27 protein-coding genes, 1 tRNA gene and 1 pseudogene are annotated in these 22,346 nt (G+C 27.0%); 18 read left to right on the top strand and 11 right to left on the bottom strand.

Annotation, left to right across the window (positions count from 1 at the left end):
* The first annotated feature begins 142 nt into the window (after positions 1-142).
* From ACIJYI_RS07005 to dnaQ, 5 genes and pseudogenes are all read left to right on the top strand, one after another.
* Positions 143-970: a pyruvate, water dikinase regulatory protein gene (locus ACIJYI_RS07005; RefSeq protein ID WP_435114030.1), complete on the top strand. Its 828-nt coding sequence runs from the start codon at positions 143-145 to the stop codon at positions 968-970.
* Positions 960-1,547, top strand: a complete 588-nt coding sequence (locus ACIJYI_RS07000; protein WP_435114029.1) for a Maf family nucleotide pyrophosphatase — start codon at positions 960-962, stop codon at positions 1,545-1,547. Before ACIJYI_RS07005 ends, ACIJYI_RS07000 begins: the two co-directional genes overlap by 11 nt.
* Positions 1,544-2,338: a shikimate dehydrogenase gene (gene aroE / locus ACIJYI_RS06995; protein ID WP_435114028.1), complete on the top strand. Its 795-nt coding sequence runs from the start codon at positions 1,544-1,546 to the stop codon at positions 2,336-2,338. The genes ACIJYI_RS07000 and aroE overlap by 4 nt, the downstream gene beginning before the upstream one ends.
* Entirely contained in the window at positions 2,335-2,904 is a 570-nt protein-coding gene (coaE, locus tag ACIJYI_RS06990) for a dephospho-CoA kinase (protein WP_435114027.1), read from the top strand. Before aroE ends, coaE begins: the two co-directional genes overlap by 4 nt.
* Positions 2,905-3,569 (top strand): annotated as a pseudogene (gene dnaQ, locus ACIJYI_RS06985) (DNA polymerase III subunit epsilon).
* On the opposite strand, the gene ACIJYI_RS06980 reads toward dnaQ, so the two are convergent.
* Positions 3,562-3,984, bottom strand: coding sequence for a protein-export chaperone SecB (locus ACIJYI_RS06980; RefSeq protein WP_435114026.1), 423 nt, complete (start codon positions 3,982-3,984; stop codon positions 3,562-3,564). The pseudogene dnaQ and the gene ACIJYI_RS06980 sit on opposite strands and share 8 nt — an antisense overlap.
* On the bottom strand, positions 3,968-4,393 hold the full coding sequence (locus ACIJYI_RS06975) for an FxsA family protein (RefSeq protein WP_435114025.1): 426 nt from the start codon (positions 4,391-4,393) through the stop codon (positions 3,968-3,970). Before ACIJYI_RS06975 ends, ACIJYI_RS06980 begins: the two co-directional genes overlap by 17 nt.
* 58 nt (positions 4,394-4,451) lie before the next feature.
* Between ACIJYI_RS06975 and ACIJYI_RS06970 the strand changes: the two genes are divergently transcribed.
* Together ACIJYI_RS06970 and ACIJYI_RS06965 are read left to right on the top strand one after the other, a co-directional pair.
* Complete coding sequence (locus tag ACIJYI_RS06970) at positions 4,452-5,048, top strand: Tim44/TimA family putative adaptor protein (protein ID WP_435114024.1); 597 nt, start codon at positions 4,452-4,454, stop codon at positions 5,046-5,048.
* Complete coding sequence (locus tag ACIJYI_RS06965) at positions 5,049-5,471, top strand: Smr/MutS family protein (protein WP_435114023.1); 423 nt, start codon at positions 5,049-5,051, stop codon at positions 5,469-5,471.
* On the opposite strand, the gene hslU is transcribed toward ACIJYI_RS06965, so the two are convergent.
* Together hslU and hslV are read right to left on the bottom strand one after the other, a co-directional pair.
* Complete coding sequence (hslU, locus tag ACIJYI_RS06960; RefSeq protein WP_435114022.1) at positions 5,461-6,834, bottom strand: ATP-dependent protease ATPase subunit HslU; 1,374 nt, start codon at positions 6,832-6,834, stop codon at positions 5,461-5,463. The two genes, ACIJYI_RS06965 and hslU, sit on opposite strands and share 11 nt — an antisense overlap.
* Positions 6,834-7,349 carry an ATP-dependent protease subunit HslV gene (hslV, locus tag ACIJYI_RS06955; protein WP_023649225.1) on the bottom strand — a complete coding sequence of 172 codons (516 nt, stop codon included), beginning with the start codon at positions 7,347-7,349 and terminating at the stop codon, positions 6,834-6,836. Before hslV ends, hslU begins: the two co-directional genes overlap by 1 nt.
* A gap of 89 nt (positions 7,350-7,438) precedes the next feature.
* Between hslV and hisB the strand changes: the two genes are divergently transcribed.
* From hisB to ACIJYI_RS06915, 8 genes are read left to right on the top strand one after another with little or no spacing between them, the layout of a single operon-like run.
* A complete protein-coding gene (gene hisB / locus ACIJYI_RS06950) occupies positions 7,439-8,029 on the top strand; it encodes an imidazoleglycerol-phosphate dehydratase HisB (RefSeq protein ID WP_435114021.1) in 591 nt (196 codons plus the stop codon).
* A gap of 5 nt (positions 8,030-8,034) precedes the next feature.
* Positions 8,035-8,661 carry an imidazole glycerol phosphate synthase subunit HisH gene (gene hisH, locus ACIJYI_RS06945; protein ID WP_435114020.1) on the top strand — a complete coding sequence of 209 codons (627 nt, stop codon included), beginning with the start codon at positions 8,035-8,037 and terminating at the stop codon, positions 8,659-8,661.
* A gap of 2 nt (positions 8,662-8,663) precedes the next feature.
* Positions 8,664-9,587 carry an SHOCT domain-containing protein gene (locus ACIJYI_RS06940; RefSeq protein WP_435114019.1) on the top strand — a complete coding sequence of 308 codons (924 nt, stop codon included), beginning with the start codon at positions 8,664-8,666 and terminating at the stop codon, positions 9,585-9,587.
* The gene (gene hisA, locus ACIJYI_RS06935) at positions 9,588-10,313 is read left to right on the top strand and encodes a 1-(5-phosphoribosyl)-5-[(5-phosphoribosylamino)methylideneamino]imidazole-4-carboxamide isomerase (protein ID WP_435114018.1); all 726 of its coding nucleotides are present in this window, start codon (positions 9,588-9,590) and stop codon (positions 10,311-10,313) included.
* Positions 10,306-11,061 (top strand): imidazole glycerol phosphate synthase subunit HisF, encoded by a 756-nt coding sequence (gene hisF, locus ACIJYI_RS06930; protein WP_435114017.1) that lies wholly within the window; start codon positions 10,306-10,308, stop codon positions 11,059-11,061. The genes hisA and hisF overlap by 8 nt, the downstream gene beginning before the upstream one ends.
* A 1-nt stretch (position 11,062) precedes the next feature.
* On the top strand, positions 11,063-11,335 hold the full coding sequence (gene hisE, locus ACIJYI_RS06925; protein WP_435114016.1) for a phosphoribosyl-ATP diphosphatase: 273 nt from the start codon (positions 11,063-11,065) through the stop codon (positions 11,333-11,335).
* Positions 11,332-11,697, top strand: coding sequence for an HIT domain-containing protein (locus ACIJYI_RS06920; protein ID WP_435114015.1), 366 nt, complete (start codon positions 11,332-11,334; stop codon positions 11,695-11,697). Before hisE ends, ACIJYI_RS06920 begins: the two co-directional genes overlap by 4 nt.
* The gene (locus ACIJYI_RS06915) at positions 11,694-12,197 is read left to right on the top strand and encodes a GNAT family N-acetyltransferase (RefSeq protein WP_435114013.1); all 504 of its coding nucleotides are present in this window, start codon (positions 11,694-11,696) and stop codon (positions 12,195-12,197) included. The genes ACIJYI_RS06920 and ACIJYI_RS06915 overlap by 4 nt, the downstream gene beginning before the upstream one ends.
* Here the strand turns inward: ACIJYI_RS06915 and ACIJYI_RS06910 are convergent.
* Positions 12,194-12,742 (bottom strand): LolA family protein, encoded by a 549-nt coding sequence (locus ACIJYI_RS06910; RefSeq protein ID WP_435114011.1) that lies wholly within the window; start codon positions 12,740-12,742, stop codon positions 12,194-12,196. The genes ACIJYI_RS06915 and ACIJYI_RS06910 overlap by 4 nt on opposite strands.
* Positions 12,742-14,826 carry a DNA translocase FtsK gene (locus ACIJYI_RS06905; protein ID WP_435114009.1) on the bottom strand — a complete coding sequence of 695 codons (2,085 nt, stop codon included), beginning with the start codon at positions 14,824-14,826 and terminating at the stop codon, positions 12,742-12,744. The genes ACIJYI_RS06910 and ACIJYI_RS06905 overlap by 1 nt, the downstream gene beginning before the upstream one ends.
* 62 nt (positions 14,827-14,888) lie before the next feature.
* On the opposite strand from ACIJYI_RS06905, the gene ACIJYI_RS06900 reads away from it, so the two are divergent.
* Complete coding sequence (locus ACIJYI_RS06900; protein ID WP_435114007.1) at positions 14,889-15,962, top strand: ubiquinone biosynthesis protein UbiB; 1,074 nt, start codon at positions 14,889-14,891, stop codon at positions 15,960-15,962.
* Position 15,963: 1 nt separating this feature from the next.
* Here ACIJYI_RS06900 and ACIJYI_RS06895 read toward each other — a convergent pair whose 3' ends face one another.
* On the bottom strand, positions 15,964-16,617 hold the full coding sequence (locus ACIJYI_RS06895) for an LON peptidase substrate-binding domain-containing protein (protein ID WP_435114005.1): 654 nt from the start codon (positions 16,615-16,617) through the stop codon (positions 15,964-15,966).
* Between the two features lie 24 nt (positions 16,618-16,641).
* Positions 16,642-17,958: a tetratricopeptide repeat-containing sulfotransferase family protein gene (locus ACIJYI_RS06890; protein WP_435114003.1), complete on the bottom strand. Its 1,317-nt coding sequence runs from the start codon at positions 17,956-17,958 to the stop codon at positions 16,642-16,644.
* Positions 17,959-18,082: 124 nt separating this feature from the next.
* On the opposite strand from ACIJYI_RS06890, the gene ACIJYI_RS06885 reads away from it, so the two are divergent.
* Positions 18,083-18,157, top strand: a tRNA-Gly gene (locus tag ACIJYI_RS06885).
* Between the two features lie 9 nt (positions 18,158-18,166).
* Positions 18,167-18,511 (top strand): 4a-hydroxytetrahydrobiopterin dehydratase, encoded by a 345-nt coding sequence (locus ACIJYI_RS06880; protein WP_435114001.1) that lies wholly within the window; start codon positions 18,167-18,169, stop codon positions 18,509-18,511.
* Here the strand turns inward: ACIJYI_RS06880 and purH are convergent.
* Genes purH through rpe form a run of 3 tightly spaced genes read right to left on the bottom strand, consistent with a single transcriptional unit; the run spans position 18,501 to position 22,328 of the window.
* Positions 18,501-20,036, bottom strand: a complete 1,536-nt coding sequence (gene purH / locus ACIJYI_RS06875) for a bifunctional phosphoribosylaminoimidazolecarboxamide formyltransferase/IMP cyclohydrolase (RefSeq protein WP_435113999.1) — start codon at positions 20,034-20,036, stop codon at positions 18,501-18,503. The genes ACIJYI_RS06880 and purH overlap by 11 nt on opposite strands.
* Positions 20,036-21,664 carry a heparinase II/III family protein gene (locus ACIJYI_RS06870; RefSeq protein WP_435113997.1) on the bottom strand — a complete coding sequence of 543 codons (1,629 nt, stop codon included), beginning with the start codon at positions 21,662-21,664 and terminating at the stop codon, positions 20,036-20,038. The genes purH and ACIJYI_RS06870 overlap by 1 nt, the downstream gene beginning before the upstream one ends.
* A 4-nt stretch (positions 21,665-21,668) precedes the next feature.
* A complete protein-coding gene (gene rpe, locus ACIJYI_RS06865; protein ID WP_435113995.1) occupies positions 21,669-22,328 on the bottom strand; it encodes a ribulose-phosphate 3-epimerase in 660 nt (219 codons plus the stop codon).
* Positions 22,329-22,346 lie beyond the last annotated feature (18 nt).

Genomic DNA, 22,346 nt, shown 5'->3' with positions numbered 1-22,346 from the left:
TTACTGTTTTATTAAGAATAATGTATAATTTTGTTAGAGTGTTTATTATTGTTAATAAAATCGTTATTTTACAAGGATATTTTTACAATATTTAAATTGAGTAATTTAATTAAAATAATACAAATTTATTCACAATTTATTCATGAGTAATACATATCAAATTTATCTAATTTCTGACTCAACTGGAGAGACCCTTGATAGAATCTTTCTAGCTTTAAAAGCACAATTTAAAAATATTGAATATAAGGTACACTCTTATTCTTTTACAAGAACAGAAAATCAAATATTAAAAATTCTAGAAGACGCAAAAAAAAATGATAATTCGGTAATTTTATACACTATTGTAGATAACAATTTAGCAAAATATTTAGCAAACGTAAGTGGTGATAAAAAAATACCCTGTTTTGGTGTTTTAGGAAACTTAATTTTAAATTTTTCTAAAATACTTAATCAAAAAGCTTCACACGAACCGAGCGGACAACACGTTCTTAACGAAGAATATTATGAAAGAATAGAAGCAATACAATTTACAATGAATCATGATGATGGAAATTTACCTAATGAAATTGAAAAATCAGATATTGTTTTGGTTGGTGTAAGCAGAACAAGCAAAACCCCAACATCAATTTATCTTGCAAACAAAGGATTTAAAACATCAAATATACCACTAGTAAATGAAAATTCATTACCAGAAAAATTAAAATCTAATCCACAAATGACTTGTGTAATTGGTTTAAACACCGAACCAGAACGATTGGTTGATATACGAAAAAACAGAATGAGCTCTTTAAAAGAAACAGAAAATAAAAACTACACAGATATAGAAAATATAAGAAAAGAAGTTGTGAATGCTAAAAAAACATTTCAAAAATATAAATGGCCCTCCATTGATGTCACAAGAAAATCTGTTGAAGAAACAGCGGCATCAATAATAAAAATACATGAGATATATTTAAATAATGCCAAATAACATTATTCTTGCCTCTAAAAGCAAAGTAAGAAAAGAAATATTGGACAAAAACAATATATCTAGTCAAGTGGAGCCATCCAATATTAATGAGGATGTTGTAAAAGAAAGTTTATTAAGGGAAAAAGCTTCTCCAACTATCATTTCAAAAAATTTAGCAGAACTAAAAGCTAATAAAATTAGCCTAAAAATCACCGATCAAATGGTTTTGGGGGCTGATAGCGTAATAGATTTAGAGGGAGAATTGATATCGAAACCTCGAAATAGAGATGAGGCACTAGATATTCTAAAAAAACTAAACGGAAAAGAACATTATTTAGTTAGTTCTGTATGCATTTCAAAAAATGGTAAAATGATTTGGAATTATACAGACAAAGCCATACTTAAAATGAAAAATTTTTCTGACCAAAATTTAAAACAATACTTAAACAAAATAACTGATGAAGCTTTATATGCTTATAATGTATATCAAATCGAAGGAGAGGGTCGAAATTTGTTTGAGAAAATTGATGGTAACGAGGACACTATAATGGGGTTACCAATTGAAAAAATTAAACAATATTTAGATTTAGTAAAATGAAAAAATATTTAGTTATAGGAAACCCAATTGAACACTCTTTATCACCCAAATTACACAATTATTGGATTAAAAATAAAGATATAGAAGCCATTTATGAAAAAAAAAAATTAAATGAAAATGAAATTGAGAATTTAATTTTAGAAATTAGAGAGCAGAAAATACATGGTGTGAACGTTACGGTACCTTTCAAAAGAAAAATAATTAATTACTTAGATGATTTGAGTTTAGAGGCCAAAAAAACACAATCGGTTAATACAATTTATTTAAAAGATAATAAAGTTATTGGACATAATACCGATATAGAGGGTTTTGAACTTAGCATTCAAGATTTAAAATTTGATATTACAGATAAGAAAATTTTTATACTGGGAGCGGGGGGAGTTGTGCCATCAATTATTTTTGCTTTAAATAAAATGAAAGCTTTTGAAATAATCGTTAGTAACAGAACCAAATCAAAAGCTGAAGAATTAAAAAATTTATTTGAAAATTTAAAAATTGTAGAATGGGGAGATATCCCAGTATTTGATATGATAATTAATGCAACAAGTATAGGACTTAACAAAGATGATAAAATAAATTTAGATTTCAATAAGATGGGAAAAAATAAATTATTTTACGATGTAATCTATAATCCTAATCAAACCAACTTTTTAATGACAGGAAAAAAATTGGGTAATAAAACTGAAAATGGTAAATTAATGTTCATTTATCAAGCATTTTTAGCTTTTAATTTATGGCATGGAGTTCAGCCAAAAATTGATGAGGATGTAATTAAGCTTTTGGATCAATGATTAGAATTGGAATTTTGGGAGATATAGGATCTGGAAAAAGTTATGTAGCTAATGAATTTGGATATCCAGTATTTAATGCAGATAAGGAAGTTGGTCAGTTATATAAAAAAAATAAAATAATTTATAATAAGTTAAAGAAAGCATTACCCAAACATATACATTCATTTCCAATTAATAAAAAAGAAATTTCTAATGCAATATTAAATAATAAAAATAATTTAAAAAAAATTATCAAAATTGTTCATTTAGAAATAAGAAAAAAATTAAATACTTTTTTAAAAAAAAACAAAAATAAAAAATTTGTAATCCTTGATATCCCTCTTTTATTGGAGAATAAAATTAATCAAAAAAAAGATATATTGATTTTTATACAATCTAATAAAGTTGATGTTTATAAAAGGTTAAGAAAAAGAGATAATTTTAACATAAAGCTTTTAAACTTGTTTCAAAGTATTCAATTTTCATTAAATTATAAGAAAAAAAAATCAAAATTTATTATAAAAAATAATTTTATGAAAAAAACTATTAAAAAGGAAATTAAAAATATTTTGAAAAAAATTATATAAATGAAAGAAATAGTATTAGATACAGAGACAACAGGTATTTCTGTTAAAGAAGGCCATCGAATTGTTGAAATAGGTTGTATTGAGCTAAATGATCTCGTTCCAACAAAGAATAGATTTCATTGTTATCTAAATCCTGAGAGAAAAGTTTCTGAAAAAGCTTTAGAAGTACATGGGTATACGGATGAATTCTTATCTAAACAAAAAAAATTCAGTGAAGTGGGCGAAGAATTTTTGGAGTTTATAAAAGATAAGAAACTGATAATCCATAATGCAGAATTTGACCTCGGTCATCTCAATAATGAACTTTCTTTATTGGGAAAAAAAAAATAACCAATGAAATAATTGATACCTTGGTCTTGGCTAGAGATAAATTTCCAGGTTCACCAGCTAGCTTGGATGCACTTTGTAAAAGATATAGGGTAGATAATTCGAAAAGAACAAACCACACAGCACTAATTGACTGTGATTTGCTTGCAAAAGTATATATTAATTTAATTGACCAAAAAGAACCCACTCTTAATTTTCAAAATCAAGACTCCCAAATCAAGGTAAAAAATAATACTAAAACTGAATATTTTAAAAAAGTAATTTCACCTAATGCCGATGAGCTTAAGAAACATAAAGAATATTTGAAAAGTAATTTAAAAAAAAATTTTTTTAATTAAATTTGTTATTGTACAGAGTTTCAAAATCTACTTTTTTTTCAAATTTGATCCCTTGAAAACCAGAATTGTGTAGGAGATCCAAAAGAGACTTCTCTAAATCAGGGTAAATTTTAATTTGCACATCACACAATATAATTCTTTCCAATTCTTTCTTATCTTTTATTTCTTCATCTATTCTAATTATTGTGGAATAAATAATCTCAAAATATGATTTTTTATCACTTTTTTCTCTATCTTCAAATTTCAAGTTAGTGTTAATCTCAATGAGCTTATTTTTTAATGGTTTTGAACTTATGTCTATCCCAAGTTGATATTTTGCAATTCTATCTTTTACAAATAGATATGTTTCTATGTCTTTAGTTTCACTAGACATATCTTTTATATATTTGCCTAAAATTTTATATTTTTCTGTCATCATCGTCTTCTATATCTTCAAAGTCTCCATCTATAAAATTATTTTTTTTAGTTTCTTTATGTTTAAATTTGTTTGAAAGTATACTAAAAAAAAATCGTCGACTTATTGGAAAAATTAGTAAAAATCCTAAAATATCAGTTGCAAATCCAGGTATAATTAATAGTAACGCCGCAAATGCAATTGCAGCTCCTGATATCATCTCATATGTTGGTGGTTCATTTTTGCTTAACTGTATAAATCCAGACCTTAGAGTATTTAAACCCTCATACTTAGCATAATAAATTCCAACTATTGCTGTGGTAAAAATTAGTAAAATTGTGGTAATAGCTCCTATTTGAGAGCCTATTTTAATTAAAAGATAAATTTCGATTACCGGAACTAATAATATTGATAATAAAATTGGGTTCATTTGTCTTTAATCTAAATTGCTAGTTGAAATTAATCAACATAGTAATTATTATAAGAACATGAGTTACAGCTTTGAATACATCGATATAATTTTATTAGCAATGATTGCTGGCTTTATTTTTTTACGATTAAGAGGAATTCTTGGAAAGAGAACTGGTTTTGAGGGAAAAGCACCCCCACAATTTAAAGAAATTTTAAATAAGGTAAAAACGGATAATGTCCGTAAAATTAACGAAAACTTCGACGATGCTGCACAAAAAGAATTTCTAAAAGGTGCAAAAATTGCCTATGAAACAATTATTACAGACTTTAGTGATAATGATAATAAGATAATTGCAAGTAGGCCACTTATTAATAAAGAAATTTTTAACCAATTTAATGACGCGTTAAAAGCAAGAAGTAACAGAGGCCATTATGCAGAAATTACTTTTATTGGTATTAACTCTGCAAATATTAAAGAACATAAAAAAATTGATAAAATCTTAAATGTAACTGTAGATTTTGTTGCAGAAGTAGTTACCTGTATCAAGGATAAAGATAAAAAGATTGTATCTGGGGACCCAGAAAAAATTAAAAAAATTTATGATACATGGATTTTTTCAAGAGATGTGACATCATCAAATCCTAATTGGCAACTAGTAAATATACTTACTTAATTGAGCAACAATCTTCCAGATAAAGATAAAAAAGATTGGCAAGATTTTATTTCTAGTAAAGATAAGCTACCCAACAAAGATGGTAAGCATCAAAAAAAAACAAAACTTAAGATCAGATCAATAGATTTACATGGATATACGTTAGATCAAGCAAATAAAATCATTGAAAATTTTATCCAAAATTCATACTCGGAGAAAATAAACAAATTAATAGTAGTTACTGGTAAAGGTCTTCATTCCCAAAATGAAAAAGATCCGTATGTGTCGAAAGATTTGAGTATTCTTAAATATTCTGTTCCTGAGTTTATATCTAATAATAAAAATTTAATGAATATAATCCATGAAATACAAGATGCTAAAATAGAAGATGGCGGAAGTGGAGCCTTTTATATTTTCTTAAAAAAAAATAAATTTACAAAATAAATTTTGAAAGATCTGTATCTTTTACAAGTGTATCTAAATTTTTATTAATATACTCTTTGTTGATGATAATTTTTTCACCTGCGCGGTCTGTGGCTGTAAAACTTATTTCATCCAAAATTTTTTCAATGATTGTATGTAATCTCCTTGCACCAATATTTTCAACTGTGGCATTTACCTCAGAGGCTATATTTGCGATTGTATCAATACCATCATCCGAAAACACAAGTTCTACATTTTCTGTATTTAAAAGAGCTACATATTGTTTAATCAAACTAAAATCAGGTTCTCTTAAAATTCTCTTAAAATCATCACTAGTCAATGCTTCTAGCTCGACTCTAATAGGAAGTCTCCCTTGGAGTTCAGGCAGTAAATCAGATGGTTTAGCAAGCTGAAAAGCTCCTGACGCTATAAATAAAATATGATCCGTTTTGATGGGACCATGTTTAGTATTAACTGTAGTTCCTTCAATTAAAGGCAATAAATCTCTTTGAACACCTTCACGAGAAACATCTCCTCCAACTCTATCTGTCCTTGCAGAAATTTTATCTATCTCATCTAAAAATACTATTCCATTATTTTCAGTAGATATTTTTGCAGCTTTAATGATTTTATCTTGTTCAATTAATTTATCAGATTCGTCATTGATTAAAATTTCATGAGATTCTTTCACTGTCATTTTTTTCTTTATCTCTTTATTTCCCATAGATTTACCAATCATCTCACCAATATTAATCATACCCACATTTGCTCCAGGCATTCCAGGGATTTCAAAAGAGGTGTTGCCTGACCCTGTATCATTTACAGCTATTTCTATTTCATTGTTATCAAGATCTCCATTTCGAAGTCTTTTTCTGAAACTTTCTCTAGTCGCAAGGCTTGCTTTTTTACCAACTAATGCATCTAAAACTTTTTCTTCAGCTAGTTTTTGAGCTTGGGCATGAACTTCTTTTCTCATTTTTACTTTTTCCATTGAAATAGCAATTTCAATCAGGTCTCTGACTATTTGTTCTACATCTCTTCCAACATATCCAACCTCTGTAAATCTTGTAGCTTCAACTTTTACAAAAGGAGCTTCAGCAAGTTTTGAAAGTCTTCTAGAAATTTCAGTTTTCCCAACTCCAGTTGGTCCAATCATCAAAATATTTTTAGGTAAAACTTCATTTTTCATTTCACCCTTAAGTGCTTGTCTTCTCCATCTATTTCTAAGAGCAACTGCAACAGCTTTTTTAGCTTTATTTTGTCCAACTACAAATCTATCTAATTCAGAAACAATTTCTCTTGGTGATAACGAACTTACTAAAGAACTTTTTTCTTTATCGTTTTTGTCTTTTGGAACTAGAGGAGTTACGTTTGAATTTTCCATTATATCTTTAGAACCTTAATATTATCATTTGTGAAAACACAAATCTCTGACGCAACTTTAATGGCTTTTTTTGCAATTTCTTCAGCACTTTTATCAGTTTCCATTAAAACTTTACCAGCAGCTAAAGCATAATTTCCACCAGAACCAATTCCTATTACATCACCTTCAGGCTCCAGAACATCTCCAGTTCCAGAAATTATATAACTATTGTCTTTGTCACCAATAGCCATCAATGCCTCTAATCTTCTGAGATATTTATCTGTCCGCCAATCCTTTGCTAATTCAACGGCAGCTCTTGATAAATTTCCTGCATGTTTTTCTATCTTAGCTTCTAATCTTTCAAATAAAGTAAGCGCATCTGCAGTTGAACCTGCAAAACCTGCTACTACATCTCTTTTTTCAATTTTTCTAATTTTTGAAGCAGTACTTTTAACCACAGTATTTCCCATACTTACCTGGCCATCTCCAGCTACAACTACTTCATTATTTTTTCTAACTAATACAATTGTTGTCATGACTGTTAAATGGTAATTATTTTAAATTCTTCAAGTGTTAATAGCTGATATTGATATAGTAAGATTATGCATGTATACCTCTAGAATATATGGCTAGAAAAGGAAAAGTATCTCGAAAAACTAAAGAAACCAGCATCAGTGCTGAAGTTAATATTGATGGTAAAGGTCAGTACAAAATTGATACTGGGATCGGTTTTTTAGATCATATGCTTGAGCAGTTATCAAAGCATTCTCTTATAGATTTAAAAGTTAAAGCTAAAGGAGATACTCACATTGATCTTCACCATACAACTGAAGATACAGGAATTGCCATAGGTGAGGCTTTAAAAAAAGCATTAAAAAATTATCAAGGAATTAGAAGATATGCACACGCGATGATTCCAATGGATGAAACATTAACAAGAGTTGCAATTGATGTTTCAAATAGGCCTTACTTAATTTGGAAAGTAAAATTAAAAGTAGAAAGACTTGGAGAAATGGATACAGAACTTTTTAAAGAATGGTTTCAAGCATTTTCTCAGTCAGCAGGAATAACATTGCATATGGAAAATATTTATGGAGACAACAGCCACCATATTATCGAGTCATGTTTTAAGGCTTTAGCGAGGTCATTAAGAACAGCTTTAGAAATAGATCCTAGAAATAAGAAGAGCATTCCATCAACTAAGGGCTCTTTATAAATTTAATGAACGTCACGATTGTTGACTATAATTCAGGAAATATTAGTTCTGTAATAAATTCTTTTAAGGAAGTTGCTAAAGATGAAGTGAGTATTGAAGTTACTTCAGATCTAAAAAAGATTAAATCAAGTGATAAAGTTGTTTTGCCAGGCCAAGGATCGTTTAAGAGCTGTGTTGATGCCTTAACCAGTATAAATGGCTTAGTTGATACTTTAAATGAATTTGTAATTGATAACAAAAAACCACTTCTTGGAATTTGTGTTGGATTGCAAATGTTTGCTGATATTGGTTATGAAGAAATAGAAACAAAGGGTTTAGGTTGGATTTCTGGAAAAGTTTCTAAAATTGATAATCAAAACAATAAATACAAACTTCCACATATTGGCTGGAACCAAATTAATATTGTTAAAGAAAGTAAAATTTTTAAAAATATAGAAAATAATTCTCATATGTATTTTGTTCATAGCTATGAATTTATTCCTGAAGATAAAAATGTTATTTCAGCAACAACCGATTATTCATCAAATATTGTTTGTTCAGTTGAAAAGGAAAACATATTTGGTACTCAATTTCACCCTGAAAAGAGTGATAAAACTGGATTACAAATGATTCAAAACTTTATAAGTTTATAATAATGAAAAAATTTTTATTCATAATATTTTTTACTTTAATATTTTCTAATTTCAGTTTTTCAAAATCTATAAATGTAGGTTTACATAATTTAGATGTTCCAAATAAATTTGTAGTAATTAATTGGTCTGAGTATAGTTTATATGCTATTGACGAGCATTGTGGAGAATATGAAGGCTGTTATTCATTTGTTTCACCAAAAGTTAAAGAAGTAGTTGAACAATTAAACGATGGAAAAAGTATTGATCAGATTGCGATTCTAAAGCCAATTATAAAAAAAATTAATAAACTTGAATCAACTAATTATAATAATTTTGGTAGAGCTGTTGATAGTTTATTTTCATCAATAAGATCTATTTTAAAAAAAAATAATTCCGAAACAATGCTTAGTTATTTAATCTTTGGAGATACTGAAGAAGTCTTGGATAAAAATAATTTTGGTATATCTGCTGATGAACTTAGAAATATGTCCAATAAGGATATAAATTTTTATACTAATGAAATTAAAAAAGAACTAAACATAAGTAATAATTATCTTGAAATATCTCCAGAAATGGGAATAAAAATAAAATCATTAAAATTTTCAATTTCTTCAAACAAAACTCCATATTTATTTTTTCATGGGGATTTTATATTTCTAGCAGCTGAAAAAAAAATTAAAGCCACTGAATATATTATTTATTTGTCTGAAAAAAATAACAAATTATTTGGTTTTGATGGTTACTGTTTTGCTAATTGTTCTAAATTTAAATCTAGTTTTAATTCAATTATTAAAAACTCCTTTAAACAAAACAATGTAATTAAAAATGTTACCAATATTAGTGATAATGATGTTGTTGATCAATTAGAGCAGCTGAATAATTTATTTAAATCTGGAGTACTTACTAAGGAAGAATTTGAAAAAGCTAAGAAAAAAATTCTTAATTAGATGAAAATATTTCCTGCTATAGACATTAAAGACAAAAAGTGTGTGAGGTTAGTTAAGGGAGACTTTGGTAATAAAACAGAATATGAAATGTCACCGATTGAACAAGCCAGTAAATATAAAGATCATGGTTTTAAAAATTTACACGTAGTTGATTTAGATGGTGCTTTAACAGGAGAAACAGTTAATTTAGATATTATTCAAGAAATAGTTAAAAAATTTGATCTTAAAATTGAAATTGGTGGAGGAATAAGAAATTTTGAAAGTATTCAAAAATATGTTGATGCTGGTGTTGAAAAAGTAATTTTAGGGAGCGCTGCTATAAAAGATAAAAATTTTTTAAAAGATGCTTGTAAAAAGTTTCCAAACAAAATTGCTTTAGGTTTGGATGCTAAAGATGGTTATCTATCTGTCTCTGGCTGGAAAGAAAATTCTAACCAATTAACTTTAGATTATTTAAAAGAAGTTAATGATTATGGAGCAAGCAGATTAATTTATACCGACATTAATAGAGATGGTATGAAACAAAGCCCTAATTTTGAGGAAACGGCTAAGGTTGCTAACACTTCGAACTGTCCTGTAATCATATCTGGCGGAGTTTCTTCAATTGACGACATTAAAAAAGCTAAGGAATTGAATAATAGTAATATCGAAGGCATCATAGTTGGAAAAGCTATCTATGATGGTGACATTAAATTAGAGGAACTTGTTAAGGAATTGAATGCTTAAAAATAGAATTATACCATGTTTAGACGTTAAAAATGGTCGTGTTGTAAAGGGGATTAATTTTGTTGATCTTAAAGATGCTGGTGATCCAGTCGAACAAGCTAAAATTTATAGTGAAGGCGGTGCTGATGAAATTTGTTTTTTGGATATTACCGCTTCTAATGAAAATAGAGAAACAATTTATGAAGTTGTAGAAAGAACATCTAAAAAGTGTTTCGTTCCATTAACAGTTGGTGGTGGTGTTAGAAGTGTTGATGATATTAATAAATTATTAAACTGTGGAGCAGATAAAGTTTCAATCAATACTGCTGCTGTTCAAAATCCAGAAGTCATTATAGAAAGTTCAAAAAAATTTGGATCTCAGTGTATTGTTGTTGCAATAGATGCTAAAAAAAATGGTAATAAATGGGAAGTATTTACACACGGCGGTAGAAATAAAACAGAAATTGATGCAATAGAATTTGCAAAAAAAATGGAAGATGGTGGAGCAGGAGAGTTACTTGTTACTTCAATGGATAGGGATGGTACCCAAGTTGGATATGATATTGATTTAATGTCAAAAATATCTTCTAAAGTTAATATTCCAGTTATTGCTTCTGGCGGTGTTGGTAATTTAGACCACTTGGTTGAGGGTATAATGTTAGGTAAAGCTAGTGCCGTGTTAGCAGCATCAATATTCCACTATGGGAAACATTCAGTAAAAGAAGCTAAGGAATATTTGGATTCAAAAAGAATTCCTGTTAGAATTTAATATGTTTAAAACTTTAGAAAACCTTATTAAACTTGCAAGAGAAAGAAAAGCTACTCCAATTGAAGGTTCTTACACAAACGAGTTACTTACTGACAAATCATTAAGCAAAGCAAAAGTTTTAGAGGAAATTGATGAATTAATTGAAGCAGTGGAAGAAAATTCAAATAAAATTCATGAGGCAGCAGATGTTTTCTATCATTTGCTAATGTATTTAGAAGCTAATGAAATAAAAATTGAAGAAGTAATGGCAGAATTAGAAAATAGAAAGAAATGAGCTACGATCATAATAACATTTTCGCAAAAATTCTAAGAAATGAAATCCCATGCAATAAAATTTATGAAGATGAGTTTGTCTTATCTTTTCATGACATCAATCCACAAAAAAAAATTCATGCTCTAGTAATTCCTAAAGGAAATTACATTGATCTCGATGATTTTAGTTTAAATGCCACCTCTGAGGAGATGGTTGGACTGTTAAAGGGTATCAACATTGTTGCTAAAAAGCTTGGTATATCAACAGAAGTAGGAGAAGGCTATAGAGCACTAGCAAACATCGGTGATCATGGTGGTCAAGAGGTTCCACATTTCCATTTCCATTTATTTGGAGGTGAAAAAGTTGGAAAAATGGTTGAGTGACACACAAGGTTAAAAGAAGCTATCTGGAAATTAAGTCTCTTCAAGATTTAAAAAAGGTTCCAGTGCCTCCTGCAGATTATTCCCTAAATTTATTAGATCCAATTAATTTCCAATTGAATAAATTTTTTTATAAAAATATTGGTAAAAAACATAGATGGGTAGATCGGCTAGTATGGATGGAGAGCCAATGGATAGACTATATTTCAAATGAGAAGGTGAAAACCTATGTTTTAAAACACAAAGATGATTTAGCAGGTTTTTTTGAATTAATTTTTCATACTGAAAAAAAAGAAGTAGAGTTAGCATATTTTGGATTATTAGAGGAATATCAGAACAAAAAATTAGGTTCACATTTATTATGTGAAGCAATTAAGATATCTTTTGATAGTAATATCAATAGAGTTTGGGCACATACTTGCACTTTGGACCATAAAAATGCTTTGAGTAATTATATTACTAGAGGTATGAAAATTTTTAAAACTGAATCTATATTAATTTAGTTTTGTGGTGGCAATTTAAATAAATCCTTATCTATAACTTCATTAGTTTTAACTGATGAAATAAATGTAATGTTTAAATTCTGATATATATCTTTAGTTTGCCATCCAACTAAATTATATGTTTGATTATCAAAAAATATATTTATCTCATTATCTTTTTCTAAAATTTGATAGTTTATGAAAGACTCGTCAATTATTCTTTCTTTGAGAATAGCAATTTTATTAATTAAAAATTTTTTATCTAATATTAATTCTAGAGGTGTTCTTTGAATTGGATATTTATAGTAGCTTGACAATGTTTTGATAACTAATGATTTTCCATTAGATACTAAAATTTTATTATTTGATTTGTCATATTCACAAAAAATTTTTTTTGGATATTCAATTATACAATTTCCTGTTTCTATTTTTCCGTTAATATTTTGCTCAAAGTTGAAGTTTATATTATTTGTGTTTTTCAATGTATCTATAATTTTTTCTTTGTAATTTGCATTTGCACTTGTAATTAAGTTTAAAAAAAAAAATATAGCGAAGTATTTTAACATTACAGAACTTCTCTTTTACCAACATGATTGGCTTTACTAACTATTCCATCAACTTCCATCATATCTATTATTCTGGCAGCCCTGTTGTAACCAATTTGTAGTTTCCTTTGTAGAAATGAAGTTGAAGCTTTACCTTCAGATCTAATAATTTCTAAAGCTGATTGATAAAGTTCATCCTTGTCTCCTTGGTTTTGAATGTCTCCAATCTCTTTTTCATCGGCATAACTTAAAATTTCATCGATATAATCAGGTTCAGCTTGAGATCTTAGAGAATTATTTATTTTTTCAATTTCATTATCTGAAACAAATGGCGCATGAATTCTAACTATTCTATTGGCAGATGACATGTAGAGCATATCTCCTTTTCCAAGCAATTGTTCTGCTCCTTGTTCCCCAAGGATAGTTCTGCTATCTATTTTAGAAGTAACCTGAAAAGATATTCTAGTTGGGAAATTAGCCTTAATAGTACCTGTTATGACATCAACACTTGGTCTTTGGGTTGCCATAATGATATGAATGCCAGCTGCTCTTGCCATCTGAGATAGTTTTTGAATATAATTTTCAATTTCTTTACCAGCAACAAGCATCAAGTCCGACATTTCATCGACTACTACTACTATATAGGGCATAGGAAGCTTGTGTTTTGAATTATAACCATCAATATTTCTAACTCCTTCTTTTGTCATCAATCTATATCTGCTCTCCATTTCTTTAACCACCCAACCTAGAACAGAAGCAGCCTTTTTAGCTTCTGTAATCACTGGACACAATAAATGTGGGATCCCTTCATAAGTTGATAATTCAAGCATTTTTGGATCAATTAAAATAAATTTACATCTGTCTGGAGTATGTCGATAAAGAAGTGACAATATAATTGTATTAATACAAACAGATTTTCCTGATCCAGTTGTTCCAGCAATTAAAAGATGGGGCATAGAAGCTAAATCACCAACAATAGGAACACCAGAGATATTTTTTCCAAGGGCTATTGGTAATTTTATATCTTTTTTTTTAAAATCTGGATTATTTAAAATCTCACTTAGATAGACATTTTCTCTAGCATTATTTGGAAGTTCAATGCCGATCGTATTACTTCCAGGTATTGTTGCAATTCTTGCAGATTCAGAACTTGTGTTTCTAGCTATATCATCTGATAAATTAATTATTTTTGAAACTTTAACTCCTGCAGCAGGCTCAAACTCATTAAGAGTAACCACGGGTCCATGACTTACTTTTTTAATATTTCCGCTAACCCCAAAATCCATCAATATCTTTTCTAAGAAATCAGGATCATGAGCTACGTTTTTGCTAAAATTATCCCTTTCTTTTTTTGTTGGAATTTTTAATAAATCCAAACTTGGCAATTTAAATCTTATCTTATTTTCAGAGATACTTTCACTTTTTATAAAAGGTAAATCTTCCTGAATAAGATTTTTGATTTCGTCTTGCGGTATATATTCATTAATTATTTCACTTTTGTCTGTGTATATGTTGCTTTCATTCTTAGAAAATAAAGCTAATAAATTTTTAATAAAAATCAAAAATTTTGTGGGGCTAAAGTTAATACTAATTAAAAATAAAATTGAAATTAATAAAATTAAAACGTAGTAAAATACGCCTTCATTGATTTGTATCAAAGAATTAAGAAATGTCTGGTTTAAATAGTTACCAATAAAACCTCCATTACCGTTTATATAAAGGGCAAAACCTTTAGAATAAAAGAAAGTTAAAAAAAGTGTCCCAAAGATAGAATATAGTGTAGCAAAAAAAATATTTTCAATGATTAAAAAAAACTCTTTTATTCTAAATATATTAATACCTGTAATCATTAGCGTAAAAGAAATTAAATAAGCAATAATTCCAAGAGATTGAAACAACAAATCTGAAATATAGCTTCCTTGAAAGCCTAGTAAATTCTTGATCTCAGTATTCTCAGGAAAAATGAAATTAGGATCTTCTGGGGAATAAGTTATTAGAGCCACCAACAACATTGTGCCAGATATAAAAGTTATTATTCCAAAAATTTCTGCCAGTCTTTTAATAGCGAAATTAAGTAATAAATATGCTGTTTTTTTAATATTCATATAAATGAATCAATTTAATCACTTTGTATCATCTAATTTTTATTGTTAAAATTAAAAATATTATGACAGTTTGTATACTTGGAAATGGTCTTACAGCGTTAACTTTAGCAAAAACATTAGCTAACAAGAATATTAATGTTGATCTTTTAACGCAAAAAAAAAACTTTAAGTTAAGCAAAACCAGGACGCTTGGTATATCAAAAACTAATTCTGATTTTTTTAATGAAAATATAATTAATATTGACAAATTTCTTTGGAGATTAAAAAAAATAGAAATATTTACAGATAATTTAAAAAAAGAAAAATTATTAAATTTTCAAAATGACAAACAACTTTTTTCAATTCTTAAAAATCATGCACTTTATGAAAATTTAGAAAAAGACTTATCAAAAAATAAATATTTTAAAAAAAAAATAATTAATAATAATTTATCTTTCATTAAAGACTATAGTCTTATTATAAATTGTGATTATTCCCATGCTATTACTAAAAAATATTTTAGTAATAAGATTGTTAAAAAATATAACAGTATTGCCCATACAACTATTATTAAACATGATAAAATTTCAAATGATACAGCAATACAAATTTTTACCAAAAAAGGTCCATTAGCTTTTCTACCGATCTCTAATAATGAAACCTCAATAGTTTATTCAATTCATAACACTCTGTATAAAGAAAATGATAATATTGAAGAACTAATCAAGGTCTATAACTTTAAATATAAAATTCGAGAAATTAAACATATTGATAAGTTTGAATTAAAATCATTAAATTTAAGATCATATTATCATAATAATGTTTTAGCATTTGGTGGTTTATTACACACAATTCATCCATTGGCTGGACAAGGATTTAATATGATTATTAGAGATATAAAAATTCTAACTAAATTAATTAGCAAAAAATATGAGCTTGGCTTACCGTTAGATAGTTCAATAAATGATGAATTTGAAAACATCGTGAAACATAAAAATTTTATTTTTTCAAATGGAATTGATTTTATTCATGAATTTTTTAATATTGAGCGAAAAATCAAAAATAATATTTTAAGTAAATCTGTTAAATTCATTGGAAATAATCATCTTATAAAAAAAGTATTTACTAAAATTGCTGATAAAGGAATTTTGTTTTAATTTATTGTATTGTTGTGTTGTTAAAAAAATCATGCGTGTAGGTTTTTAGAATTTCAGCTATTCTATTTTTTCTCACATCAAGATTTTTAGCTTCTAGTAAAACTTGTTTTTCTTCTAACGAAAAAGGAGAAGCCATAGCTAAAGCATTTATTGTTTCATCTAGACTCTGTTTTTCAAGCTCTTTCCAATTGATAACAAAACCTCTTTTTTCAAATAAAGATTTTAAATCTTTAAAAATTAACTCAAGATCAATAAATTTTAGTTCCTCTTTTTCATCACTCAAATCATGATAAAAATTTTTAAAATCAACTTCATATTCCCTATATTTGTTATCAGAGGTAATCTCTTGGATAGTTTCAAATCTAATCAGGCCTTTTAATTCTATCGTAAAACGACCATCCTCAGTTTCTTTGAAGCTTGTTATTTTCCCAAGGCAACCGATATTATGTAATGTAGGCATGTTTTGATCGTTATTTGAGTTTTTGGGTTGTATCATGCCAATAAATTTATTTGATTTCATACTGTCGTTAATCATATCCATATATCTTGGTTCAAAAATATTTAAAGGGACAGTAGTTTTGGGAAAAATAATAAAGTTACTTAACGGAAAAACAGGTATTTTATCGGGTAGTTCATTTTTTTTTATTTTTGTCATAACATTAATATTATAATCATATGTTTATTTTAATAAATAATAATAAGGCTCATATTTATTAATATTATATTTATCAATTTTATCTCTTATTTGTAAAAAACTATTTGTTTTAGTAAATAGCTTATTTTTTTTGTTAAAATTCAGAACATCATTATTCCAATTAATATTACAAAACTCAAAAATTTTTTGTGACTCTTTTTTTTTATCTAATGTAAGCTTTTCCAAGTTTATATCCATAATATTATTTGGATATTCTTTTTTAAAATGATTAATTATTGTTTTATAATTGTTGGCATATTCTAAAATATCTTTTATATCATGAGACCATGATAAATCAGGCATCATTCGCTGGTAAATACCAATTATAGAGTCATTAAAATTTCGAAAGGTATGTAAAAATTTTGCATTAGGAAAAAATTGTAAAATTATGTCAATATTAAAAAAATTTTCTAAAGATTTATCTATAAAAATTTTATTTTCTATGTTTCCATATCTTTCTATTAAAGAGTCTTGAAATTTTTCTTTATTAATTACAAATTTGAAATTCTTATAATCAAATTTTTCAGAATAAATTAAAGAACCAATCTGATCAAAAATTGACATATTTATTGCATGAAATTCACCAAAAGAATGAATTTGATCTGTGCTTTGAGAAATCAAAGACTCAACTAATGTGGAGCCAGATCTAGGCAACCCAATAATAAATATAGGATTGAATTGATCAAAATCTAAATTTGTTTTGATTGATCCTTCATATTCTATTTTATCAAAATGATTTGTTATAATTTTTTTATAATAAAAGTTTGATTGAATATTGTAATTATAATTTGATTTAAAAGAAAGGTCATGTGATAAACTTAAAAATCTTATTTCCTCTTTTAGTTTTTTTTCTTTTTTTTCTAATTTAGAAAAAATGAAGTTAATAAGGCTTTTTTCAAATAAACTAATTTTTTCATTGTTTGACAGATCTTTTAATTTTTTTTTATAGTTTTGAGTTATATTATTAATATTAAGGTTGAATAATCCATAATATGAATGAACATCATCTGAATTAATATCAATTAACTTATTAAATAATTTTTCTGCTTCATTGATCCTTCCAAGGCCCTGAAAAACTAATGCTAAATTGTAAAGTACTTTTGGGGAATTTGGTTTAATTTGATTACATTTCCTAAAGTAAAAGATGCTTTTTTTATAATCATTTAATTTGTAATAAGTTTTCCCTAGATAAAAAAATAACCAAATATTTTGTTTACTATTTTTGATTAGATTTTCTAATATTTTAAGTGTTTTTTTAAATTCACCTTTTTGTAAATATTCATTTATGTTTTTATCTAGCATTTTTTAATAATAATCTTTTTTGAGGGACCCACTAATACTTTATTACAAAAAAAAATTAAGTTTTAATTATTTTGTATCTTGCTAAATTTAATAAAAGCTTCTATTTTCAACAATAATTTAAAGTGCGGGCATAGCTCAGTGGTAGAGCGTCTCGTTGCCAACGAGAAGGTCGAGGGTTCGACCCCCTTTGCCCGCTCCAAAATATTTTATGAGTGATCTTCTAAATAAAAAATGTGCACCTTGTGAAGGAGGCGTTCTACCTTTCGATATATCTGAAATTCATAAATATCAAAAAAAAGTCGATGGTTGGGATATTATTAGTGATAAAAAAAAAATTTTTTTTCTAAATAAAAAATTTAGTTTTATTAATTTTTTAGAAAGTCAAAAATTTATTAATGAAGTAGGTAGAATTTCAGAAGAAGAAGGTCATCATCCAGACATTATTTTTGGTTGGGGTTATGCTGAAATAAAAATTACCACACATGCTATTGAGGGACTTTCCGAAAATGATTTTATATTAGCTGCAAAAATAGACCAAATAATTAATGTTTAAAATGTCTAGTCTTTGAAAAAACTAGAACAGTATCAGTTTGATTTGCATAATTAATAATTTCTTTATCCCGAATTGAACCAGAAGGCTGTATTACCGCAGTAATCCCAGCTTGAACTAATTTTTCTAAACCATCAACAAATGGAAAAAAAGCATCAGATGCTGCTACTATTTCATTATTTGGATTAATAAATTTTTTCATTTTATTGATTGCGATTTGACAACTATCTAGGCGACTTGGTTGTCCTGACCCAATACCAACAGTAGTTTTGTTTGCTGCTAAGACTATGGCATTGGATTTAACATATCGACACACATTGAATGCAAAAATGAGGTTCTTTAATTGTTGTGAGTTCGGTTTTCTTTTAGACACAATCTTAAAATCTTTTGAAGTAAATTTATTAGTATCTTCTGATTGAACTAATATTTCTTCATTTATAGATGTAAATTTCAAAATTTCTTTAAAATCAAAATCTATAGCATCAATTAATCTTAAATTTTTTTTTGTTTTTAATATCTTTAATGCGCTAGTATCAAAGCCATTTGCAATAATAACCTCAAGAAATAACTTATTTAATTCCAATGCTAATTTTTTTGTCATTTTGGAATTACATGACACGATTCCCCCAAAAGCACTTACAGGATCACAAGCTAAAGCAGATTTATAGCTTTCAAGCTGATTTTTTTTTACTGAAACACCACATGGATTTGCATGCTTTACAATCACTGTACCCGTATCTTTTGGTAATGATTTAGAAATAGTTAGTGCTGCAAAAATATCATTATAATTATTATAGCTAAGTTGTTTTCCATGAACTTGTTTTAAATTCATTCTTAAGTTTTTTGAGTAAATAGCGCTTTGTTGATGCGGATTTTCGCCATATCTTGGTTTTTCGACAAGATTTCCATAAAAAATTTTCTTAGTTGGAAAAAGTGTGCTTGAAATTTTATTAAAATAGTTTGAAATAATTGCGTCATAGTAAGCGGTTTCAGTAAATGCAACTCTCGATAATTTTTCTCTAAATTCTAAGGTAGTAGAGCCATTATTTTCTATTAATTGATCAATCAATTCCTCATATTGATTTGAGGAAGTAATAATAGTTACATCTTTATAATTTTTAGCAGCAGCTCGAACCATTGTTGGCCCACCTACATCTATATTTTCTATTATTTTATTATGATTTTTTGTGCTTTTTATAGTTTTTTCAAAAGGGTAAAAGTTTACAATTACTAAATCAATGTTTTCAAAATTATTATTTTTTAAATCTTTTAAATGAGATTTGTTATTTCTTTTATTTAAAATTCCAGCATGTATCTTAGGGTGAAGTGTCTTAACTCTTCCCTCTAAAATTTCAGGAGAATTAGTAAACTCTGAAACCTCTAAGCATTTAAATTTCAACTTTTTGATTTCTTTAAAAGTTCCACCAGAGCTAATAATTTTTACTTTATTTTTAGTTAAAATTTTTAAAAGAGGTTTTAAATTAATCTTGTCCGAAACAGATATGAGTGCTGTTTTTATTTTTTTCATTATAATTTAGTAATTTCCCATTTTATAGTATGATCTTTTTTATCGGTCATTCCGGATATAAATATATTCTGATTTTCTTTGTAAGAATTTTTATTACCGAAATATAAACCATTATCAATGTTTATATCATAGTTATTACAACTAAATTTCCAACCCTGATCTTCTAATTCTATAAAAATAGATTTATTATCTTGTGTTTTCATTACTTTAGAGTTTGGATCAAGATGAAATCTAATATCAAATTTTATATTTTTATTAATATTTTTGTTTAATATTTTGTCTAAACCAATAAATTTTAATTGTTCGGGATAGAATTCTATTTCTCTTTCATGAATTATGCCAAATTTTTGAAAGTACCCATCATGAGCAGAAGAAATTTTCCAATAATTGTCCTCAAGAATAATATTTTTTTTTGTAATTTTAAGACCTTTGCTTACAATATAGTCTTCATCTTTATTTTTTTTAAAACTGCATGAGGAATAATCTTCAATAGTCAAAGTACTTTGCAATGCTGAACTTTTAGAGAGTTTATTTAGCTTACTTTTTTTATCACTATAGTAACCTGAGTTACTTATTAGTTTTTGTCCGTTTGATATTATTTCAAATGATAAAACTCCTGATTGATAATCTTTTGACTGATTTTTAATTGGACTAGATCCAATATCCATAGCTAAGATGATTTTTTTATTTTTTAGAACAGCATATCCAGCAAGTTCTTTATTTTCATTTTTAAACTTGTAGCCAAATCTTTTTAAATATTGATCGAATTCATTATTGTTTGAAACATAATTTCCATTAAATAAAATATCATGACCAATATTTTTCCAAACGAAAGCGTAGTTGGACCCTAAATAATATATAGTTTCATCAATATATTCTGGTACTAAATTTTGAGACTCTTTGAACCACTCTCTAATAATTATGAAATATTTTAAATAAAAGTTTAGTTGATTGATACTTCTTGATTTTGGGAAACCCTGATTATCTATTGTTGATTTAATAATTTTTTTTAAAAGACCAAGTCCACTACTAAGATAATTTTTTTCATCATGATAACACAAACCTGTTAATATAATTGCCGCACAACCAATCATTTTATTTTCAACTTCATCAGAATTATTTATTTCATTTAAAAGATGATTGGCTTGTTTTTGAATAATATGATCAAATTTAAGTCTGTATTCTTGACTTGCATCTTCATAACTAAGTTGATGAGTTGATAACCAAGAGATTATTCTCTTTGCGGTAATGTCAAAATCCCAGCTTTTTGAATTATATCTATCATTATTATTAATCCAATTAGTAATTATTGATTGTGTAGTTTTTTTTGAAGATTTTAAGTCCAAACTAAAAAACCAAAAAAAATTGTTTAATTTTTCATAATCTTTTAAATTTATATTATTTTGCCAAATAGTCTCGATAGCAAAATCCTCTATTTTATATTTTTTTTTTTGATATTTGATTATTGATGACAACAAGTAAGCGCTAGGCTTGTATCTAAATTGATTATTAAAAGTTTTTGAAATTTTTTTGTTATATAAATTTGAATTCCAGTAAAATTTTTTATAACTATTTTTTATATTATAGTAAAGTGTACTAAAAATACTAAAGTAATTTGTGTTAACCATTAACTTATTTTGATTTTAATAAATTAATATTTTTTTTAATATCTCCATCATTGCTTTTAAATATTGTTGTGCCTGAAACTAAAATATTTGCACCTGCATCGATTGCTATTTTACAATTATCAAAGTTTATCCCACCATCAATTTCGATATCAAAAGTTATATTTTTTTCAGTTTGAATTTTTTTAAGTTCTTTAATTTTATCTAAAACTTCAGGCATAAACTTTTGACCACCAAAACCTGGATTAACACTCATAATTAAAACTAAATCAATTTTATGAAGTAAATCAAAAATTAAATCAATTTTTGACTCTGGGTTTAGAGAAACTCCTACTTTTTTATTTAATGTTTTAATCTTCAATATAGAAGCTTCCAAATTATCAGTTGCCTCTGGATGTATAGTAATAATATCTGCTCCAGCATCAGCATATGCTTCAATATATTTATGAACAGGAGAAATCATTAAATGCACATCAAATTGAATAGAACATTGTTTTCTGAGAGCTTTAATTACGGGTGGTCCAATAGTTAAATTTGGAACAAAATGGCCATCCATCACATCCACGTGGATCATGTCCGCACCACCATCCTCTAGTCTTTTAATTTCTTTACCTAATTGACTAAAATCAGCTGATAAGATTGATGGTGAAATTTTTATATTTTTCATTGATTACTAAATTTACTA

Source organism: Candidatus Pelagibacter bacterium nBUS_36 (genome assembly GCF_051201215.1).
Taxonomy (GTDB): Bacteria; Pseudomonadota; Alphaproteobacteria; order Pelagibacterales; family Pelagibacteraceae; genus Pelagibacter.
The sequence above is the reverse complement of the archived record's forward strand: the minus strand, read 5'-3'. Positions and strand labels throughout refer to the sequence as shown.

Coding starts and splice junctions, on each gene's coding strand:
- ACIJYI_RS07005 (WP_435114030.1), top strand. CDS start 143: ATGAGTAATACATATCAAATTTATCTAATTTCTGACTCAACTGGAGAG.
- ACIJYI_RS07000 (WP_435114029.1), top strand. CDS start 960: ATGCCAAATAACATTATTCTTGCCTCTAAAAGCAAAGTAAGAAAAGAA.
- aroE (WP_435114028.1), top strand. CDS start 1,544: ATGAAAAAATATTTAGTTATAGGAAACCCAATTGAACACTCTTTATCA.
- coaE (WP_435114027.1), top strand. CDS start 2,335: ATGATTAGAATTGGAATTTTGGGAGATATAGGATCTGGAAAAAGTTAT.
- ACIJYI_RS06980 (WP_435114026.1), bottom strand. CDS start 3,984: ATGACAGAAAAATATAAAATTTTAGGCAAATATATAAAAGATATGTCT.
- ACIJYI_RS06975 (WP_435114025.1), bottom strand. CDS start 4,393: ATGAACCCAATTTTATTATCAATATTATTAGTTCCGGTAATCGAAATT.
- ACIJYI_RS06970 (WP_435114024.1), top strand. CDS start 4,452: ATGAGTTACAGCTTTGAATACATCGATATAATTTTATTAGCAATGATT.
- hslU (WP_435114022.1), bottom strand. CDS start 6,834: ATGGAAAATTCAAACGTAACTCCTCTAGTTCCAAAAGACAAAAACGAT.
- hslV (WP_023649225.1), bottom strand. CDS start 7,349: ATGACAACAATTGTATTAGTTAGAAAAAATAATGAAGTAGTTGTAGCT.
- hisB (WP_435114021.1), top strand. CDS start 7,439: ATGGCTAGAAAAGGAAAAGTATCTCGAAAAACTAAAGAAACCAGCATC.
- hisH (WP_435114020.1), top strand. CDS start 8,035: ATGAACGTCACGATTGTTGACTATAATTCAGGAAATATTAGTTCTGTA.
- ACIJYI_RS06940 (WP_435114019.1), top strand. CDS start 8,664: ATGAAAAAATTTTTATTCATAATATTTTTTACTTTAATATTTTCTAAT.
- hisA (WP_435114018.1), top strand. CDS start 9,588: ATGAAAATATTTCCTGCTATAGACATTAAAGACAAAAAGTGTGTGAGG.
- hisF (WP_435114017.1), top strand. CDS start 10,306: ATGCTTAAAAATAGAATTATACCATGTTTAGACGTTAAAAATGGTCGT.
- hisE (WP_435114016.1), top strand. CDS start 11,063: ATGTTTAAAACTTTAGAAAACCTTATTAAACTTGCAAGAGAAAGAAAA.
- ACIJYI_RS06920 (WP_435114015.1), top strand. CDS start 11,332: ATGAGCTACGATCATAATAACATTTTCGCAAAAATTCTAAGAAATGAA.
- ACIJYI_RS06910 (WP_435114011.1), bottom strand. CDS start 12,742: ATGTTAAAATACTTCGCTATATTTTTTTTTTTAAACTTAATTACAAGT.
- ACIJYI_RS06905 (WP_435114009.1), bottom strand. CDS start 14,826: ATGAATATTAAAAAAACAGCATATTTATTACTTAATTTCGCTATTAAA.
- ACIJYI_RS06900 (WP_435114007.1), top strand. CDS start 14,889: ATGACAGTTTGTATACTTGGAAATGGTCTTACAGCGTTAACTTTAGCA.
- ACIJYI_RS06895 (WP_435114005.1), bottom strand. CDS start 16,617: ATGACAAAAATAAAAAAAAATGAACTACCCGATAAAATACCTGTTTTT.
- ACIJYI_RS06890 (WP_435114003.1), bottom strand. CDS start 17,958: ATGCTAGATAAAAACATAAATGAATATTTACAAAAAGGTGAATTTAAA.
- ACIJYI_RS06880 (WP_435114001.1), top strand. CDS start 18,167: ATGAGTGATCTTCTAAATAAAAAATGTGCACCTTGTGAAGGAGGCGTT.
- purH (WP_435113999.1), bottom strand. CDS start 20,036: ATGAAAAAAATAAAAACAGCACTCATATCTGTTTCGGACAAGATTAAT.
- ACIJYI_RS06870 (WP_435113997.1), bottom strand. CDS start 21,664: ATGGTTAACACAAATTACTTTAGTATTTTTAGTACACTTTACTATAAT.
- rpe (WP_435113995.1), bottom strand. CDS start 22,328: ATGAAAAATATAAAAATTTCACCATCAATCTTATCAGCTGATTTTAGT.